This is a genomic window from Streptomyces sp. Ncost-T10-10d (assembly GCF_900091955.1).
In the GTDB taxonomy this organism is placed as follows: Bacteria; Actinomycetota; Actinomycetes; order Streptomycetales; family Streptomycetaceae; genus Streptomyces.
In genome coordinates, this window is record NZ_FMDF01000035.1 from 17712 (window position 1) to 34375 (window position 16664).

Annotated in this window: 13 protein-coding genes; 6 read left to right on the forward strand and 7 right to left on the reverse strand. The window is 69.9% G+C overall.

The genetic code is table 11. The features are described 5' to 3' along the window. The first annotated feature begins 29 nt into the window (after positions 1-29). From GA0115254_RS03785 to GA0115254_RS03795, 3 genes are read left to right on the forward strand one after another with little or no spacing between them, the layout of a single operon-like run. Complete coding sequence (locus tag GA0115254_RS03785) at positions 30-1295, forward strand: glycosyltransferase (protein ID WP_093893834.1); 1266 nt, start codon at positions 30-32, stop codon at positions 1293-1295. Beyond that, positions 1292-2980, forward strand: a complete 1689-nt coding sequence (locus GA0115254_RS03790; protein ID WP_093893835.1) for a lipopolysaccharide biosynthesis protein — start codon at positions 1292-1294, stop codon at positions 2978-2980. Before GA0115254_RS03785 ends, GA0115254_RS03790 begins: the two co-directional genes overlap by 4 nt. Further along, positions 2977-4221 carry an MATE family efflux transporter gene (locus GA0115254_RS03795; RefSeq protein WP_093893836.1) on the forward strand — a complete coding sequence of 415 codons (1245 nt, stop codon included), beginning with the start codon at positions 2977-2979 and terminating at the stop codon, positions 4219-4221. The genes GA0115254_RS03790 and GA0115254_RS03795 overlap by 4 nt, the downstream gene beginning before the upstream one ends. Here GA0115254_RS03795 and GA0115254_RS03800 read toward each other — a convergent pair. After that, a complete protein-coding gene (locus tag GA0115254_RS03800) occupies positions 4190-5704 on the reverse strand; it encodes a hypothetical protein (RefSeq protein ID WP_093893837.1) in 1515 nt (504 codons plus the stop codon). The genes GA0115254_RS03795 and GA0115254_RS03800 overlap by 32 nt on opposite strands. 105 nt (positions 5705-5809) lie before the next feature. On the opposite strand from GA0115254_RS03800, the gene GA0115254_RS03805 reads away from it, so the two are divergent. Then, positions 5810-6970 (forward strand): glycosyltransferase, encoded by a 1161-nt coding sequence (locus GA0115254_RS03805; protein WP_093893838.1) that lies wholly within the window; start codon positions 5810-5812, stop codon positions 6968-6970. Position 6971: 1 nt separating this feature from the next. On the opposite strand, the gene GA0115254_RS03810 is transcribed toward GA0115254_RS03805, so the two are convergent. The 5 genes from GA0115254_RS03810 to gmd are packed head-to-tail and all read right to left on the reverse strand — an operon-like array spanning position 6972 to position 12064. Further along, on the reverse strand, positions 6972-7799 hold the full coding sequence (locus GA0115254_RS03810; protein WP_093893839.1) for a glycosyltransferase family 2 protein: 828 nt from the start codon (positions 7797-7799) through the stop codon (positions 6972-6974). Then, entirely contained in the window at positions 7796-8491 is a 696-nt protein-coding gene (locus GA0115254_RS03815) for a hypothetical protein (RefSeq protein WP_093893840.1), read from the reverse strand. The genes GA0115254_RS03810 and GA0115254_RS03815 overlap by 4 nt, the downstream gene beginning before the upstream one ends. Then, on the reverse strand, positions 8488-10749 hold the full coding sequence (locus GA0115254_RS03820; RefSeq protein ID WP_093893841.1) for a LamG domain-containing protein: 2262 nt from the start codon (positions 10747-10749) through the stop codon (positions 8488-8490). The genes GA0115254_RS03815 and GA0115254_RS03820 overlap by 4 nt, the downstream gene beginning before the upstream one ends. Continuing rightward, positions 10746-11054 (reverse strand): hypothetical protein, encoded by a 309-nt coding sequence (locus tag GA0115254_RS03825; protein WP_093893842.1) that lies wholly within the window; start codon positions 11052-11054, stop codon positions 10746-10748. Before GA0115254_RS03825 ends, GA0115254_RS03820 begins: the two co-directional genes overlap by 4 nt. Beyond that, positions 11051-12064: a GDP-mannose 4,6-dehydratase gene (gene gmd / locus GA0115254_RS03830; RefSeq protein ID WP_093893843.1), complete on the reverse strand. Its 1014-nt coding sequence runs from the start codon at positions 12062-12064 to the stop codon at positions 11051-11053. Before gmd ends, GA0115254_RS03825 begins: the two co-directional genes overlap by 4 nt. A gap of 114 nt (positions 12065-12178) precedes the next feature. On the opposite strand from gmd, the gene GA0115254_RS03835 reads away from it, so the two are divergent. Then, a complete protein-coding gene (locus GA0115254_RS03835) occupies positions 12179-13162 on the forward strand; it encodes a GDP-L-fucose synthase family protein (RefSeq protein WP_093893844.1) in 984 nt (327 codons plus the stop codon). A gap of 114 nt (positions 13163-13276) precedes the next feature. Here the strand turns inward: GA0115254_RS03835 and GA0115254_RS03840 are convergent, their stop codons facing one another. Next, entirely contained in the window at positions 13277-14824 is a 1548-nt protein-coding gene (locus GA0115254_RS03840; protein ID WP_093893845.1) for a sugar transferase, read from the reverse strand. Between the two features lie 335 nt (positions 14825-15159). Here GA0115254_RS03840 and GA0115254_RS03845 point away from each other — a divergent pair, with 335 nt between their 5' ends. Continuing rightward, positions 15160-16419, forward strand: coding sequence for a D-arabinono-1,4-lactone oxidase (locus GA0115254_RS03845; RefSeq protein ID WP_093893846.1), 1260 nt, complete (start codon positions 15160-15162; stop codon positions 16417-16419). Positions 16420-16664 lie beyond the last annotated feature (245 nt).

Below are 16664 nucleotides of genomic sequence, written 5' to 3' on the forward strand. Positions count from 1 at the left end.
CAGAATGTCCGGGGGGAAGGCGAGCGTCCATGTCCGATGCCGATCGTCGCAAGCCGTTCGAAGACCGCATGCTGCTGGTCGTCTCGACCAACTACGCACCGGAGCTGACGGGCATCGGCCCGTACGCCGCGCAGCTCGCCGAGCACTGGGCCGCGTCGGGGGCCGAGACCCATGTACTGACCGGTATGCCGCACTACCCGTCCTGGCGTACCGAAGCGGAGTACCGGGGCGTGTGGCGGGTCACCGAGAAGCGGGCCGGGGTCACCGTCCACCGGCGGAGACACTATGTGCCGCCACGCCAGACGGCCCTGCGCAGAGCGGCGTTCGAGGCCACCGTGCTCGGGCACGGTCTGCTGTCGCCGCCGGTTTCGCGTCCTCCGGACGCGGTGATCTCCCAGATGCCGAGCCTAGCGGGCGGTGTCATCGGGGCCCGGCTGGCGGGCCGCCAACGAGTCCCGTACATACCGGTCGTGCAGGATCTGATGGGTGCCGCCGCCGCGCAGAGCGGCATCCGGGGCGGGGGCCGAGCGGCGGCCGTCGCCGCGGCGGCCGAACGCTACGCGCTGCGCGACGCCGCCCTCGTCGGAGTCATCCACGAGAGTTTCGTCCCGCGTGTCACCGAGTACGGCGTGGACCCGGGGCGCATCCGTGTCGTCCCCAACTGGTCGCATGTGCAGGCGCCTTCGGCGGACCGTGCGGGGACCCGGGCAAGACTCGGCTGGAGCGAGGGTGCTCCCGTGGTCCTGCACTCCGGGAACATGGGACTCAAACAGGGCCTGGAGGTCCTGGTCGACGCGGCCCGGCTGGCACCGGAGATACGTTTCGTGCTGATGGGGGACGGGAATCAGCGCGAGGCGCTGCTGGGGCGTGCGACGGGCCTGCGCAATCTCGACTTCCTGCCGCCGGCCGGCGCGGACGAGTTCACGGACATTCTCGCTGCCGCCGATGTGCTGGCGGTGACCCAGCGGGCATCTGTGCTCGACATGAGCGTCCCGTCCAAACTCACCTCGTACTTCGTCTCGGGCCGCCCCGTCGTCGCCTCGGTCGCCGACGGGGGAGGCACCGCCCAGGAGGTCCACCGGTCCGGCGCCGGGATCCTCGTCGCACCGGAGGATCCTGCCGCGCTGCTGTCAGCCGTACGCAAGCTCTTCGAAGCGCCTGCCGAAGCGGACCGGCTCGGCGCCAACGGACCGCAGTACGTCGCACGTCACCTGAGCCGAGAAGCGGGCCTGGCCCGCTTCGACGCACTGCTCACCGAGGTCCTCGCGGACGCACAAGGGAGACCACGCCGATGACCCAGCCGATCCGCGCCCTGGAGGACCAGGACGAACCCGCGCTGCTGAGGGACCAGTTCCGTCAACTCCTGCGCTATCGCGCACTGCTCGCCTCCGGCGTCGCCCTCGGACTGCTCGGCGGCGGCTGGCTCGCCCTGAGCGGCGAGGAGAGCTACACATCGACGGGCGAGGTGGTCGTACGCTCCGCCGTCTCGGACCCCTTCGCCGCGGGTGCCTCCGCCGACAAGGGCATCAACATCGGCTCCGAGCGGCAGACCGCCGTCAGCGACACCGTCGGCACCCTGGCCGTCGGCTCCCTGGCCAGGCGCGGCGACCGGGTGGAGGTCGGGACCCTGCTGTCCGGCCTCCAGGTCACGAACCCGCCGAACACGCTCGTGCTCCGCTTCTCCTACACCGGCCGCACCCCCGCGCTGGCGAAGTCGCGGGCCGAGGCGCTCGCCGACGCCTATCTGGAGATCCGCAGACAGCGCACCGAGGACAGCATCGCCAACATGGTCGACGGCTACCGCGCCCAGCTCAAGCCTCTCACCGAACAGCGCGATCAGCTGGCGGAGCAGGCCGGGACGAGCAACGACGTGACCAGCGCACGAGCCAACCTCGTGGTCTCGATCTCCGAACTGAGCAGGAAGATCTCGGAGTTGCGCGCCCTGGACACCACTCCCGGCTATCTGACGAAGAAGCCCGTCGCACCCACAGAACCCACCGGTGCGGGGCTGCCCCTGCTGCTCGGACTCGGCGGTGTCGTCGGGCTCGCGCTCGGGCTGCTCCTTTCGTGGGTGCGCCTGGTCTTCGACCCGGCCGTGCGCTCCACCCGGGAGCTGGTCCGTTCGCTCGGCGCCCCGCTGCTCGGCACCCTGCCCAGGGAACGAGCATCCGCGGGCGCGCTGCTCGCCATCGGGCGGAGCGGGAGCCGGCTCGCCGAGGAGTACCGGGCGGTCGCCTTCCGGCTCGCCTACGACCCGTCGTTCGCCCAGCGCCGCAGACTCCTGGTCACGGCCCCGCGCGGGGACAACGACGCGGCGGCCGCCGCCGCGGTCAACCTGGCCGCGGCCTTCGCCGAGATGGGACGTGACGTACTCCTGGTCGAGGCCGATCTGCGCACCCCCTCGCTGGCCAGGGACCTGGGCCCGGCCGTGCAGGGCGCCGGGCCGCGCTGGGCATCGGAGGGCGAACGGGCCTGGCCGTCGGACAGCCGGATGAATGTGGACGTACCCGGGTCGGGTGCCTTCACCCTGATAGCGGGCCGACGCACGGACAACGTCCCCCGCGCCCTGACCTCCGCGCCCGTCGGACGGATCGTCGCCGAGGGTGACCGGCCGGGCGCCGTCGTCATCGTGCTGGCCCCGCCCGTGCTCTCGTACGCGGACGCCGTCGCACTGATCGACCGGGTGGAGGGTGTCGTGGTGGTCTGCGACCCGCGCGAGGTGCACCGCAGCGACCTGGAGCGGATCCGCGAGATCATCGGTGCGGCAGGAGGCTCCGTGCTCGGCGCCCTGTTGCACCCCGGCCGGAACCGCTACGAGCGCAGGGCCCGCAAGAAGGCCGGCCGACGCCGCACGGGCGGCGGCCGGTCCGGATCCGCTGCCGGCCGGAACGACGGCGGCCGCGGCGGCCGGGCGCACACCGGTGACCCGGCCGAGACGCTCGGCCTGCGCACCTTCGACTCCACCGCGGGACACAGATGAAGGCACGGACCGCGATCGTCTGCTCGGTCGCGGACCAGGGCGTGGCGGCGCTCACCAATATCCTGGTGCTGGTGGCCGCCGCCCGGCTCTCCACGGTGGCCGACTTCGCCCGCTTCTCGGCGGTCTACCTCGTCTTCACCGTGCTGCTGGGGGTATCCGGCGCCTACACCGGGCAGCCGCTCGTGCTGCGGCGCGGCGAGAGCGACGAGGTGTGCGGCGCGTGCCGGTCGGCGGTCGCCTTCACCCTGCTCACGGCGGCCTCGCTCGGCGCCCTGCTCGCCACCGTCTGCCTGATGCTGCCGGGAGCCACCGCTCGTGCCCTGATGATGCTGGGGCTCGTCCTGCCGGTGGTCCTGGGGCAGGACACCATGCGTTACGCCTTCTCCACCCTGCACCTGCCGCACCTGGCGCTGGCGGGCGATGCGCTCAGACTGGTCTGTGTGCTGGGCGCGCTCGCCGCGCAGCCGTACGGTGCCCCGGCGGCCCGGCTCGTCGGCGTCTGGGGGCTGTCCGCGCTCCCCGCCCTCCTGCTGTCGGCCGCCCTGCTGCACCGCAGAGCGGCCGGTACGAACCTGCGGCTCAAGGTCCTGCTGCGGAGAGGGCATCTGGGACGGCGCTTCGTGGTGGAGTTCGGGGTGGGAAACGCCACCAGCCAGCTCTCCGTGCTCGGACTCGGCATGGTCGGCAATCCGCTCGTGGTGGGCGCCCTGCGCGGTGCCACCACTCTCTTCGGGCCGCTGAACGTGCTGTTCACCTCGGCCACCGGCTTCGGCCCGCCACTGCTCGGACGGCTCGCCTCCGAACGGCGCAGGGTACGCGCCGCAGCGATGCTCGCCGCGGTTCTGGCCGCCACAGCCGCCGCCTGGGCCATCGCACTCGCCCTGCTGCCCGACGGCATCGGCCGCCATCTGCTCGGCGACACCTGGCCCACGGCCGCCGCCCTGCTCCCCGCGACGGGCAGCCAGTACGCGGCGATGGCCGTCGGCACCTGCGGGCTGCTGGCGCTCCGGATGCTCGACCCCCGTACCACCCTTTCCATCCAGGTGATCTTCTCGCTCGCCGCCGTCGCCTTCCTCACCGGTGGCTATGTGCTCGGCGGGGTGCCGGGCGCGGCCTGGGGCCTGTGCCTGGGATCCGTCTGCAAGGCGGTGGCCACCTGGACCCGGGTGGTCCGGCTCGGACGCCGCACCGCGGTGGAACAGGCGCCCGTCAGTGCGAGCGCTGTCCGCTCCGGCTCCTGAAGCTGGTGATCAGCAGCAGACAGAGCGCCGCGATCGCCAGTTTCCCGACGGACTGCAACAGCGGTCCGCGCAACAGAATGAAGGTGTACCCGGCGATCAGCGGCGCGGCGATGGCCAGAACACTGCCGGGGCCCGGGCCGTCCCGTGACACCGCCCGCGCGTATCGTCGGTCGGTGCGTGCGGCGACGTACCCGATCAGCGCGAGACCGCCGACCATGCCCGGAGCGCCGAAGTCGACCCAGAGCTCGGTCCACAGCGGCGCCGACAGGTTGGTCATGTTCATCCCCATCCACTGGCCGACGCGGACCCCCGTGTCCTCCGGCTTGCCGCTCCACACCGACCGGGGCACGAAGAAGAGGGCGGAGCCCGCCAGTTGACGCCCATAGGTGTGGCCGCGGGTCTCGACCCAGGTAATGGTGTTGGCGAACATCACCGTCTGGTCGTAGTCCTTGGTGGCCAGCGGCTCGAAGACCGACGACGAATCCACCGGCCGGTACCCGGCGCTGTCGTAGCGGAACCGGTCCGCGTACGGAAACAGCACCAGCGCCCCGACCACCCCCATGGCCAGCACCGACCGGTACATCGCCGCGCTGCTCGGGAACGCGGTGAACAGGAGCGAGACCAGTACGGTCAGGAACCAGTAACGGGCGTTGGATATCGGGTTGTTGACGACGAGGTTGACGATCAGCAGCGCGCACCAGACCAGAACCGTCGAGGGGGAGCGCCGGGCCCTGCGCGAGGTCACCAGGCGGCGTGTGCAGAAGAGCAGTCCCAGCAGCGCGGGCACCGTGCCGAAGCCCTTGAGGAAGGCCGATCCCACGTTGGACTGGCTCGACGCAACCCCGCTGACCGCGACCGAGGCGCTGATCTCCTGGCGACTGGTGAAGAAGATCGCGGGCCCGCCGAGCTTCAGGATGTAGTAGCCGCTCGCCGCGAAGGCCAGCACCACCAGCAGCCTGAGCCGCATCCGGTGCGCGGTGGCCGGACCGCTTCCGGAGCGTGCGGTGACCCGGCGGCGCAGCGGACGCCGGGACGCCAGCAGCGCCCCGAGGTCGAACGCGGCGCACCCCACCAGGATCAGCGCGATGGCCGTCATCAGATCCGACCGCGGTCCCACCATCGGGGTGGGGGTCTGCCCGATGACCGCCTGGGCGAACGGGGCCACCCCCATCGCGATGTACACGAACATCCAGAACACGCCCTGCAGCAGACGCCGCCGCGTGGACAGAATCATCGTGGCGAGCCGGGCTCCCGCGTAACACGTCAGCACGAGCTGCAGCCAGTACGCGGTGTCGCGGACGCCCGTCCCCGGCTGCGCGGCGATCACCGCGGGCAGGAAGCAGACCAGGCCGAGGATGAGAGGAACGGCCAGGGCCCGCGACAGCATCGCCCACGACATGGGCTTCGCCGGCGGCTGGACCGGGTCTTGCGGGCCGTGCTCCGGTACGGGTGCGGACGGCGCCGCCTCGTGCACGGACGTCATCTGCTCCCCGTTCCGTGGACCTGTGAACACTCTAACGAATCAACCCACTTGGGGGGTTTGGATGACTAGTCTGTAAAAGGTCGGCCGAGGTTGAGGGGAACCCTGGTGAAGATCCTGCACGTCGTCACGCTGCACACTCCGGACCATGCGTTCGGCGGTCCGACAAGGGTGGCGCTCAACCTGTCGAAGGTTCAGCGGGCCGGGGGCGACGACGCCCGCATCATGGCGCTGGGTGACGGCTTCGAAGGCCGGCTGCCGCGCGAGGTCGAGGGAGTGCCGGTCCACCTCTTCCGGGCCCGCCATCTGCTCCCCATGTTCGAGGTCAGCGGAATCACCTCAGGTGCGCTCCTGCTCGCCGCCCGGCGCATGATGCGCGGCGCCGATCTCGTCCATGTCCATCTCATGCGTGACCTGGTGACGCTGCCCGTCGCACTGCTCGCGCTGGCCTCCCGCACCCCCCTGGTCGTTCAGACCCATGGCATGGTGGACCCGACCGAGAAGCGGGTTGCCCAGCTGACCGATCTGCTGGGGGTACGCAAGGTGCTGCGGGACGCCGACGCCGTGCTGCACCTGACCGAGAGGGAACGCCTTGATGTGAACGCCGTTGCCGCACCGGTGCCGTTGACCCGCACCGTACGGCTGGTCAATGGCGTACGGCCGCAGGAGCTGGGGCCGGCCAGGGAGCCGGGGCGGCCGCCGACGGTCCTCTTCCTGGCCCGGATCCAGGAGCGCAAGCGCCCGCAGGACTTCGTCGCCGCGATGCCGACGGTCCTGGCCGAGCATCCGGATGCCCGGTTCGTGCTGGCTGGCCCCGACACCGGAGCACTGCCCGCGACTCTCGAACTCGCCCGCAGCCTCGGGGTGATGGACTCCCTCGACCATGTGGGAGCGCTCGACCACGAAGAGGTCCTCGCGGCGGGGCGGCAGGCCGATGTGTACGTACTGCCGTCGATCGAGGAACCCCTCGGCGTATCCGTCCTCGAAGCGATGTCGGTCGGCACCCCCGTGGTCATCACCCGCACCTGTGGCCTCGGCCCCGATGTCGCGGGGGCCGGGGCGGGCCGGGTGATCGACAGCCGGGTCGGCGAGGACGGGAAGAACGCGCTCAAGGTGGCCGGGGCGATACTCGAACTCCTCGAACCCGAGGCCAACGCCCGGGCGGGAAAGGCTGCTCGGGACCTGGTCAGTGAGCGGTTCACCATCGAGGTCGTGACCCGGACCCTCCGGCGGACCTACGAGGACGTGGTCCGCCGGAAGGGCCGCTGAGTCAAACCGCCTTCCCTTCACGGGACTTGAGTGCGATCTGCCAGCGGTAGAAACTCATCGCCAGCGCGAAGTCGAAGCCCGCCCGCCCGTCGAGGAATCCCCGTCGGTACACATACATGTACGCGAACGACACCAGAGGCTTGAAGGGCGCCTTGTGGAACAGCTGCCCCTGGCGTGACTTCACCCTCCGCACCTGCTCCTTGACCTCGGGGTGGTGCTCCAGCCACGCCTCCCAGTCCGAGTAGCGGTTGTGCCGCTCGAACCAGGCGGTGACCGGGTCGAGGTCCTGGTGCTCGATCGGATTGCGGAGCGAGCCGGCCGACTCGGCGACCGGCTGGTAGTGGCCCTCGACCTCGCCGATGCCCGGCGCTTCGAGATCCCCGACCTCCGGGTACCGGCAGCGGGTGCGGTCGGTCAGTGACCGCTTGCGGATGGTGTACCCGTGCCGCAGCCGCTTCCCGGAGAACCAGTAACCCAGCGGTATGTCGTACGCCGCGGGCTTCGGCGCGCCGGGATCGGCGAAGATCTGCCGCAGCTCCGCCAGCAGACCGGGGCTGAGCCGCTCGTCCCCGTCGAGCAGCAGAACCCAGTCCAGGTCGGTGCGGACGTGGTCCAGGCACCACTGCTTCTTGCGCGGATGACCGCCGTCCCAGGTGTACGTCATCACCTCGGCCCCGCACTCCTCGGCGATCTTCGCCGTGTCGTCCGTACTGTGCGAGTCGACGACGACGACCGCCTCGAAGTGGCCGAGCACCGACTTCACCGCCTCGGCGATGTTCAGCCCCTCGTTCTTCGTGGGGATCGCCACGGCTATCGGCAGCTTGCTCATCCATGGTCTCCTTCGGGCAGCCAGGCGTAGCAGCCTGTGGAGGTGAACGTGCGGGCCGCCTCCGGGACGGTGATCTCGGCCCGCTTCCCGGAGGCGGAGGAGCCCGACACCAGGTTCTTGCCGTTCGCCCCGGTGATCTGCCAGGCGCAGTTCTTGGTGGGAGTGACGTCGTGGTAGCGGCCGGGCCGGATCTGCTCGTCCTTGTACGTGCCGTCCGCGTACCCCTGCGAGGCCTCCCGCACCAGCTTTTCGTGCTGGGTGCAGAGGTGCTCGACGGCGGGTTTCGCATCGGCGATCTCGCCCGTCACGATCGCCCCGACCGCCGTGTCACGGTCGACCTTCACGAGGTACGTCAGCTTGTCGCAGGTCTCCTGACCGGTCTGGAGCACGGCAGCCGGGTCCATGCCTTTGGGTACGCGGTCGACCAGATACTCCTTCTGCTTCTTGTTGAAGGAGCCGGTGGCCGGGGTGAGTTCATCGGTGGGCAGTTTCGGTGGTTCGCTCGTCCGCGGAGCCGAAGGGCCACTGGGCGAGCCGGCGCCGGGACCTGCCGAGGGAGCTGTGACAGGGGCCCGGGTGGCCGATGGCCTTCCCTCGCTCGCAGCCTTGTGCCCGTCGGAGGACGAGCCGCAGGCGGCCAGCGCCACCGTCAGTACGACGACGGCGGCGCGGGCCGGGAACGGATACCTCATCCACCCGTCCTCAGGGCGTAGTGGGCGCTGACCTGCGAGCTGCTCAGCGCGGTCGGGTAGACGGCGGTCTCGTCGATCTGCCCGGCGAAGAAGTTGCTCGTCGGCTGATTCGGCCAGTTGTTCAGGTTGTCCCCGCCCACCCTCCAGAAGCCGCTGTAGTTCTCGTTGCCGGTGTAGAGGGCGTTGGTGGCGCGGAGTTGCCCGTCCACGTACAGCGCCATGCCGCCGGTGCCCTGTGTGGCGACGACATGGTGCCAGGCGCCGTCGTTGTAGGCGGCAGGCGTCGTGATGGTCCTGGTGCCGCCGCTGTAGACCCCGAAGTTCAGCCGCCCGTCATTGCGCATGTACACATGCTTGTCGTACTGGGTGCTGTTCTGCATGGTCACATTGCCGAAGCCGATGATCTTCCCTCCCCTCGTGGTCGTCGTCTTGATCCAGGTCTCCACCGAGAACCTGGTGGGCTGGGCATGACGCTTGTTGCTGTACGCGTACTGGTTCGAACCGTTGAAGCCGATCGCGGTCGAGGCGCCCGCCACAGCGGCCGGAGTCTGCCGGTAGGCGGGCGAGTTGCGCAGGAATCCGTTGTCCAGCCCGCTGCCGGTGTCCGAGGCGAAGGTCGAGGTGCCTTCGTCGTACCGCCAGTAGGGCGAAGCACCGTCCGCCAGTACCTTGGCGGGGTACTTCTCGGCGGTTGCCGCCACGGTGGCGGACAGGGCGGGCGACTTGGCGCTGGTGTTGGTGCCGTCGCTCGCACTGATCCGGTACGAGTGGGTCTCACCCGCGGCCACGTCCGTATCGGTCCACCTCAGCTGTGGCCGGTCCCAGAACAGCGAATACCCCGTCGTGGTGTACACGGGGGTGCTCGCACCGTCCTTGTAGATCCGATAGGTGAGCTCACCGTCGTCGGCGTCGAAACTCGTCTGCCAATTGACCTCCACCTTGCCCGCGGCAACGGTGGACAGACTGACGTTCGGCACCCACGGTGCCCCGGTGTCGGGGCCGTCGGCGAACCGGGTGAGGCCCTGCTGTGCGGAGCCGTTGACGGTGGTGAACTCGCCGCCCACCCACAGGTAGTGATGGCCGCCCTTGTCCGTCTGCGCCATCACCCGCGGTCCGACCGGCTCCCCGATGCCGTCGTTGGTGTCCGGGAACCAGGGGAGCAGCTTCGGGTCGTCGACGGACTGGGCCAGCAGATGCTTGCGCGGCTGGTCCGGGAACTCACCCATGCTGGCGCAGTCGTGCGCGTGACTGCCGCTGTACAGAACGCCGTTGTGCACGAGGACGGCCTGGGTGGCGCCCAGGCAGGTGTCCCGCCAGCGCTGCTCGAAGTTGCTGAGGTTCAGCGCGATCCGGCCGTCGAAGACACCGCCTCCGGTGCCCTCGTTGGCGGTGTAGAAGCCGGTGGCGTCCGTGGTCAGGTCCTGCACCGTGGAGGTGTTCGGAATGAAGCCGGCCGGGTAGCTCTTGGCGACGGCCCCGGTCGTGGCGTCCACGACGGCCAGTGCGTGCGAGGTGGTGCCGTTGACGGTGAAGAAGTCACCGCCGATCAGCACGTGCTTCCGATCGGGCGTCAGCTCCACCGCCCGCCCCACCTCGTCGGTGTTGGCCGTCCACGGCTTCAGCGCGGCCCCCGTGGTGACCGCGGCGAACTTGTTCCGGGTCTGCCCCGCCACTGTGTTGAAATCACCACCCAGATAGACGGTGTCGGCCGTGACGGCCAGCGCCCGTACCGTCGCGGAGACGGAGACCTTGAAGTCCTGGCGCGGGGTGCAGGTAGCGGTGTCGATCGCGGCGATATTGCTCACTCCGACCCCGCTCACCGCCCCGAACTGCCCGCCGACGTACAAGGTCTTCTGATCGGGGGAGAGCGCGAGAGCCCGTACGGTCGCTGTCCCCGACGAGAGCGTGAACGACAGACTGCAGCCGGTCGGTGCACCGGTGGCCGCATCGAACGCGGCGAAGTTCACCGCGGGCTGTTCGGAGGTTCCGGCGGCCGCGTCCGGCGGCCGGACGGTGGAGAAGGTCCCGCCGGTGTACACGACACCGGCGTCCGAAGCGGCCATCGACCAGACGATGCCGTTGGTCTGCCAGGTGGTGAGGTCGTCCGCGGTCAAGGAGACCGGCGGTGTGAGGGCCGCGGCCGGGGAGCCCCCGGACGCGGCGGCGGTCAGGGCTCCGGCGAGCAGGCAGAGCGCGGCGGCCGCGGCACGTGCCCTGCCGCGTCCGATGGGTCTGCGCCCCGTACTTCCGTTCATCATTCAGCTCCGAAGGTGAGAACGAGCTGCGGCCGGAAGGCCGCGGTTCCTGCCTCGTCCGACCGGCGGCGAAGACTGTCCGTCCTGCTGCCGGCGAGGGCGAGTGAGTGGTCCGGGCCCGGGGCCCGGACCGGTGCGGACACGCTCGGGTCCACCGGGCAGCCGGTGGAGAGCGAGGTCGTGGCCGTTGTGGTCCCCGGCACGGTCGTGGGGTGCGACGGCCGGGTGCTGTGGGTGATCGCCGGACCGGTGGACACACCGGTGACCGGCAGGACGGTGCGGCTGTCGGGTGTGCCCGGATCCCTCATCGGTCCACCCGTACAGCCGCTCCGGCGAGTTGGTCGGACAGCTGACGGATGTCCGCCTCGACCATGATCCTGGCGAGTTCCTGCGATTTCACGGCCGGTTTCCAGCCGAGCAGTTCCTCGGCCTTGGCGGCATCACCGATCAGCGCGTCGACCTCGCTGGGCCGCTCGTACTTGGCGTCGTAGCGGACGTGCTCCCGCCAGTCCAGGCCGGCATGCGCGAAGGCGTACTCCAGGAACTGCCGGACGCTCACGCCCTCGCCGGTGGCCACCACGTAGTCGTCCGGGTTGTCGCACTGCAGCATGCGCCACATCGCGTCGACGTACTCGGGGGCGTAGCCCCAGTCGCGTACGGCATCGAGATTGCCCAGGTGGAGGTGGGTCTGCAGGCCGGCCCTGATCCTGGCCACCCCACGAGTGATCTTCCGGGTCACGAACGTCTCACCGCGGCGCGGGGACTCGTGGTTGAAGAGAATCCCGTTGACCGCGAACATCCCGTAAGCCTCGCGGTAGTTGACGGTCGCCCAGTACGAATAGACCTTGGCGACGCTGTACGGGCTCCGCGGATGGAAGGGGGTCTTCTCGTTCTGCGGCGGAGGGGTGGCCCCGAACATCTCCGACGAGGACGCCTGATAGATACGGGTGTCGATACCGCTCGCGCGGACGGCCTCCAGCAGCCGGATGGTGCCGAGACCGGTGATGTCACCGGTGTACAGCGGAGCGTCGAACGAGACGCGGACGTGCGACTGCGCACCCAGGTTGTAGACCTCGTCCGGCCGGATGTCGCGCAGCAGATTCACCAGCGCGACCCCGTCGGCGAGGTCGGCGTGATGCAGGACGAACGAACGGTTCTCTTCCTCCGGTCCCTGGTAGATGTGGTCGATCCGCTCGGTATTGAAGCTCGACGAGCGGCGTATCAGTCCATGGACCGTGTACCCCTTGTCGAGCAGCAGCTCGGACAGGTACGAACCGTCCTGCCCGGTCACGCCGGTGATGAGCGCGGTCTTCGCCACGACTCCCCCCTCTGTGTTCGCCTGAAAGGCTGTTGGTTCTCGCCGAAATATCGGAATTGAGCGATCTGCGGCAAAATGTCACCGCGGCCTGCGACTGCTGGCACAATCCGAGCCATGACGACTGATCTCCCCGGCCCTCCCCAGGAATCCGTCCGCCCCCTCCTACGACCCGGCGCCCGCATATTCGTCGCGGGCCACCGCGGTCTGGTCGGTTCGGCGGTGGAACGCCGCCTCGCCGCCGCCGGACACGAGGTGATCACCCGCGATCGCGATCATCTCGATCTGCGGGACGCCGCGCGGACCGAGGCGTTTCTCCGCGAGGTCCGTCCGGACGCAGTGGTCCTGGCCGCCGCCAAGGTCGGCGGGATCATGGCCAACCACACGTATCCGGTGCAGTTCCTCGAAGACAATCTGCGCATCCAGCTGAGCGTCATCGCCGGAGCACATGCCGCCGGGGTCGACCGGCTGCTCTTCCTCGGCTCGTCCTGCATCTACCCCCAGCGCGCTCCGCAGCCGATTCCCGAAAGCGCCCTGCTCACCGGCCCGTTGGAGCCGACGAACGAGGCATACGCACTGGCCAAGATCGCCGGAATCGTGCAGACCCGGTCCTACCGCCGGCAGTACGGCGCCTCGTACATCAGCGCCATGCCCACCAACCTCTACGGTCCGGGTGACAACTTCGACCTGGAGACCTCGCATGTCCTGCCCGCGCTGATCCGCCGCTTCCACGAGGCGCGACGCGACGGGTCGCCCGCGGTCACGCTCTGGGGCTCCGGCAGCCCGCGCCGCGAATTCCTGCACGTCGACGATCTGGCCGCCGCGTGCCTCCTGCTGCTGGAGTGCTACGACGGTGACGAGCCCGTCAACGTCGGCTGCGGCGAGGACCTGACGATCCGTGAACTCGCCGAAACAGTGCAGGATGTGACGGAGTACCGGGGGCGTGTCGAGTGGGACACGTCGAAGCCCGACGGCACCCCGCGCAAGCTGCTCGACGTCTCGCGGCTCACCTCCCTCGGCTTCGCACCGCAGATTCCATTGCGCGACGGGATCGCCCGTACCTACGCATGGTGGCTGGAGCGGCAGACCGCTCAGCCCTGAGCGGACCCGACGGGCCGACCGGCACGGGCCGGCCGCCGCAACGCGACGGCCGGCCGTCCCTCCGCCCCCGCACGGCCGGGGGTTTCGCACTCTTCGCATCGACGGCCGCCGCACTCAGTACGCCCCGCGGCCGTCGGTGACGGCGCGCAGCGTACGGGCCATGAGTCCCATGTCCGTGGCCACCGACCAGTTGTCGACGTACCACAGGTCGAGCGAGACGGTCTCCTGCCAGGACAGGTCCGAGCGCCCGCTGACCTGCCACAGGCCGGTCAGCCCCGGCCTGACCGCGAGCCTCCGGAGCTCACGTTCGTCGTAGCGGGACACCTCATCCGGCAGTGGAGGCCGTGGACCGACCAGTGACATGTCGCCCCGGAGCACATTGAGCAGTTGCGGCAGCTCGTCGAGAGAGGTCCGGCGCAGCAGACGGCCGATCCCGGTCACCCGGGGGTCACAGCGCATCTTGAACATCGGTCCGTCGTTCTCGTTCGCCGTGACCAGCTGCGCCTTGTGGCTCTCGGCGTCCACCACCATCGTCCGGAACTTCCACATGGTGAACGGCCGGTTGTGCTGCCCGTGGCGGATCTGGCGGTGGAAGACCGGCCCGTTCGAGCCGAGCCGAACCGCCGCCCCGATCAGGAGCAACAGGGGTGCCAGAACCAGCAGACCGAGTGCGGCGCCGGTACGGTCCACCACGGCCTTCAGGGCCATCTGCGGTCCCCGGCGCAGCGGCGGCGCGATGTGCAGCAGGGTCAGCCCGGCCGCTGCGGACGGCCGTACCCGGCCGGCCGCGATGCCCGAGAGCTCCGACAGCACGGACAGCGGAAGCCCGCCGTCGTGCAGTGCCCAGAAGAGCCGGCGCAGCCGCTCCTCGGAGAGCTGCGGCCCGGGCACCACCAGAGCCAGGTCCGCGTCATGGGCGAAAGCTCCGCCCAGCACGGTCGACGCATCGTCGTCGGCCGGTGCCGGTGCGAGCCGGCCCGGCACCTGAACCTCGCAGTCCAGCGGTGTGCTCCCCACCGGTATGGCGGCCACGACCGCATACGGATGGTCCGCACGGGAACCGAGCAGCTGCACCGCGCGTTCCACCCCTGGAGCCTCACCGACCACCAGTACCCGCCGGACCGCCCGCTGCTGCCGCCCCGGCCAGGGCAACTGCCGCACCCCCCATATCGCAATGCCCACGAGCAGGCCGGGCAGCAGGGCCACGACCGCTGTCGCAGGATCGGCCGAATCACCGGTCATGGTCCTCAGCACGGCGAGTACGCCGATGAGCAGCAGCCAGTCGCCCGTCGTGCTCAGCACCCCCGGCGGATCGCCCGGCGGCCGGTCCGCGTACCGGCCGCGCGCGGCCCGCACACCGGACCACGCAAGCGCGGCCAACGCCGCGGCGACCGCGGCCCGCTCCTGTTCTCCTGCCGCCAGCACGAGCCATGCCGGAATCCCCAGGCCGACAAGTTCGGCCCCGATGACGACCGGCAGACACCGGCCCGTCCTTCTCCTCGTCGCGGCCGGTCCTGAACGTTCGCGCTGTACGGCCGACGCCCTCCACAGATCGTCGAGTTCCTTGCTGCGAGGCCGATTTGAAGCAGTCCGTGGACGAGGCGCCCCCGCCAGTCCCACGGGTCCTGATCTGTCCGAATCGGGTAGCTCGACATGCCCCATGAACCCCCCAGTCACAGTTGCATCGCCACAAACGGGACGCATCCGCCGATCCCATGGACTGACGGATGCGCCCTCGCTCGCTGCACGATATCCACACACGTGCCATTTCGCTGGAGTTCCAGTGAAGTTCAGACATGCGCACTGGCTCGGAACTCGTCCCGTTCCGGGCTGGATCTCTTGGTCTGTGGGCGACTGTTCGCATTTGGAAGGTGCCGGAATCAGACAGTGTGCGGACATGTACGTCACCAGTTGCGTGGCTCCACCAACAGGTTTGTCTGGGAGGATGCACCGCCGGGATCACGACACCCGGCCATGAGCGAAAGTGGGGACGTGCGGTGACTCCCGCGGAGAAGAACTGGGCCGGAAACATCACGTTCGGGGCGCGACGCCTGGGTGTGCCCCGCTCCGAGGCCGAGCTGCGGGAGACGGTGTCCGCCTCGACCGCGGTACACGCGCTCGGCACCCGGCACTCGTTCAACACCGTCGCCGACACCCGCGGCGATCTGGTGTCGGTGGCCGGGCTGCCCAGCAGGGTCGAGATCGACCGGGAGGCAGGGGCGGTCACTGTCGCCGCGGGCCTGCGCTTCGGGGAGTTCGCCGACGTACTGCACGAGAACGGGTACGCGCTGCACAACCTCGGTTCGCTGCCGCACATCTCGGTCGCCGGGGCCTGCGCGACCGGAACCCACGGTTCGGGAGTCGGTAACAGTTCCATTGCGGGGGCCGTCCGGGCGCTGGACATGGTCACGGCCGACGGCCGGAACGTGTCACTGAGCCGTGGCGACGCGGATTTCCCCGGAGCCGTGGTGGCCATGGGCGCACTGGGCGTGGTGACCGCGCTGACGCTGGACGTGGTGCCCGCCTTCGACGTACAGCAGTGGGTCTACGAGGATCTGCCGGAGTCCCGGCTCACGGGCAGTTTCGACGAGGTGATGTCGGCCGCGTACAGCGTCAGTGTCTTCACCGACTGGCGTGAGGGGCCGCTCAACCAGGTGTGGCTCAAGCGGCGGGTGGGTTCCGACGGGCCGCAGCGGGCGCCCGAGGAGTGGCTCGGCGCGCGGCTCGCGGACGGGCCGCGCCATCCGATCGCCGGGATGCCGGCCGAGAACTGCACCCGCCAGCAGGGAGCTGCCGGACCGTGGCACCGGCGCCTTCCGCACTTCCGTCTGGAGTTCACCCCCAGCAACGGGGACGAACTGCAGTCGGAGTACTTCGTGGCCCGGCAGGACGCGCCTGCGGCGTACGAGGCACTGGGCCGGCTCCGGGAGCGGATCGCCCCACTGCTGCAGATCACCGAGATCCGCACCGTCGCCCGCGACGATCTGTGGCTGAGCCCGGCGGGCGGCCGGGACTCGGTGGCCTTTCACTTCACCTGGATGCCGGACACGGCCGCCGTCACACCGGTGCTCGGGGCGATCGAGGAGGCCCTGGCACCGTTCGGTGCGCGGCCGCACTGGGGAAAGGTGTTCACCACCACCCCCGGGACACTGCGCACGCTGTACGGGAAGTACGCCGATTTTGAGCGGCTGGCGGCCCGGTTCGACCCGGAGGGCAAGTTCCGGAACGACTTCCTGGCGCGCCACTTCCTTCGTTGAGCGGTCTTCCGCAGCGGTGTTCCCGCCACTCGGGGGAGCGAGGTCGGAGGCTGTCGAGGTCGTCCTCGGACCGGGACGGCCGGGGGCCGCATTTCCCGGCGCCGGATGCTCACCACATCGGCCGAGCACCATGCCGTCCGGACCGGCCGGAATCCGCTCGGGAGCAGTTCGTCGTGCAGCGCCTCGGCCGGCTCCACCCGCGCCTGATGCAGCTCACCTCACGGCGTGCCCGTGAGGTGAGCTGT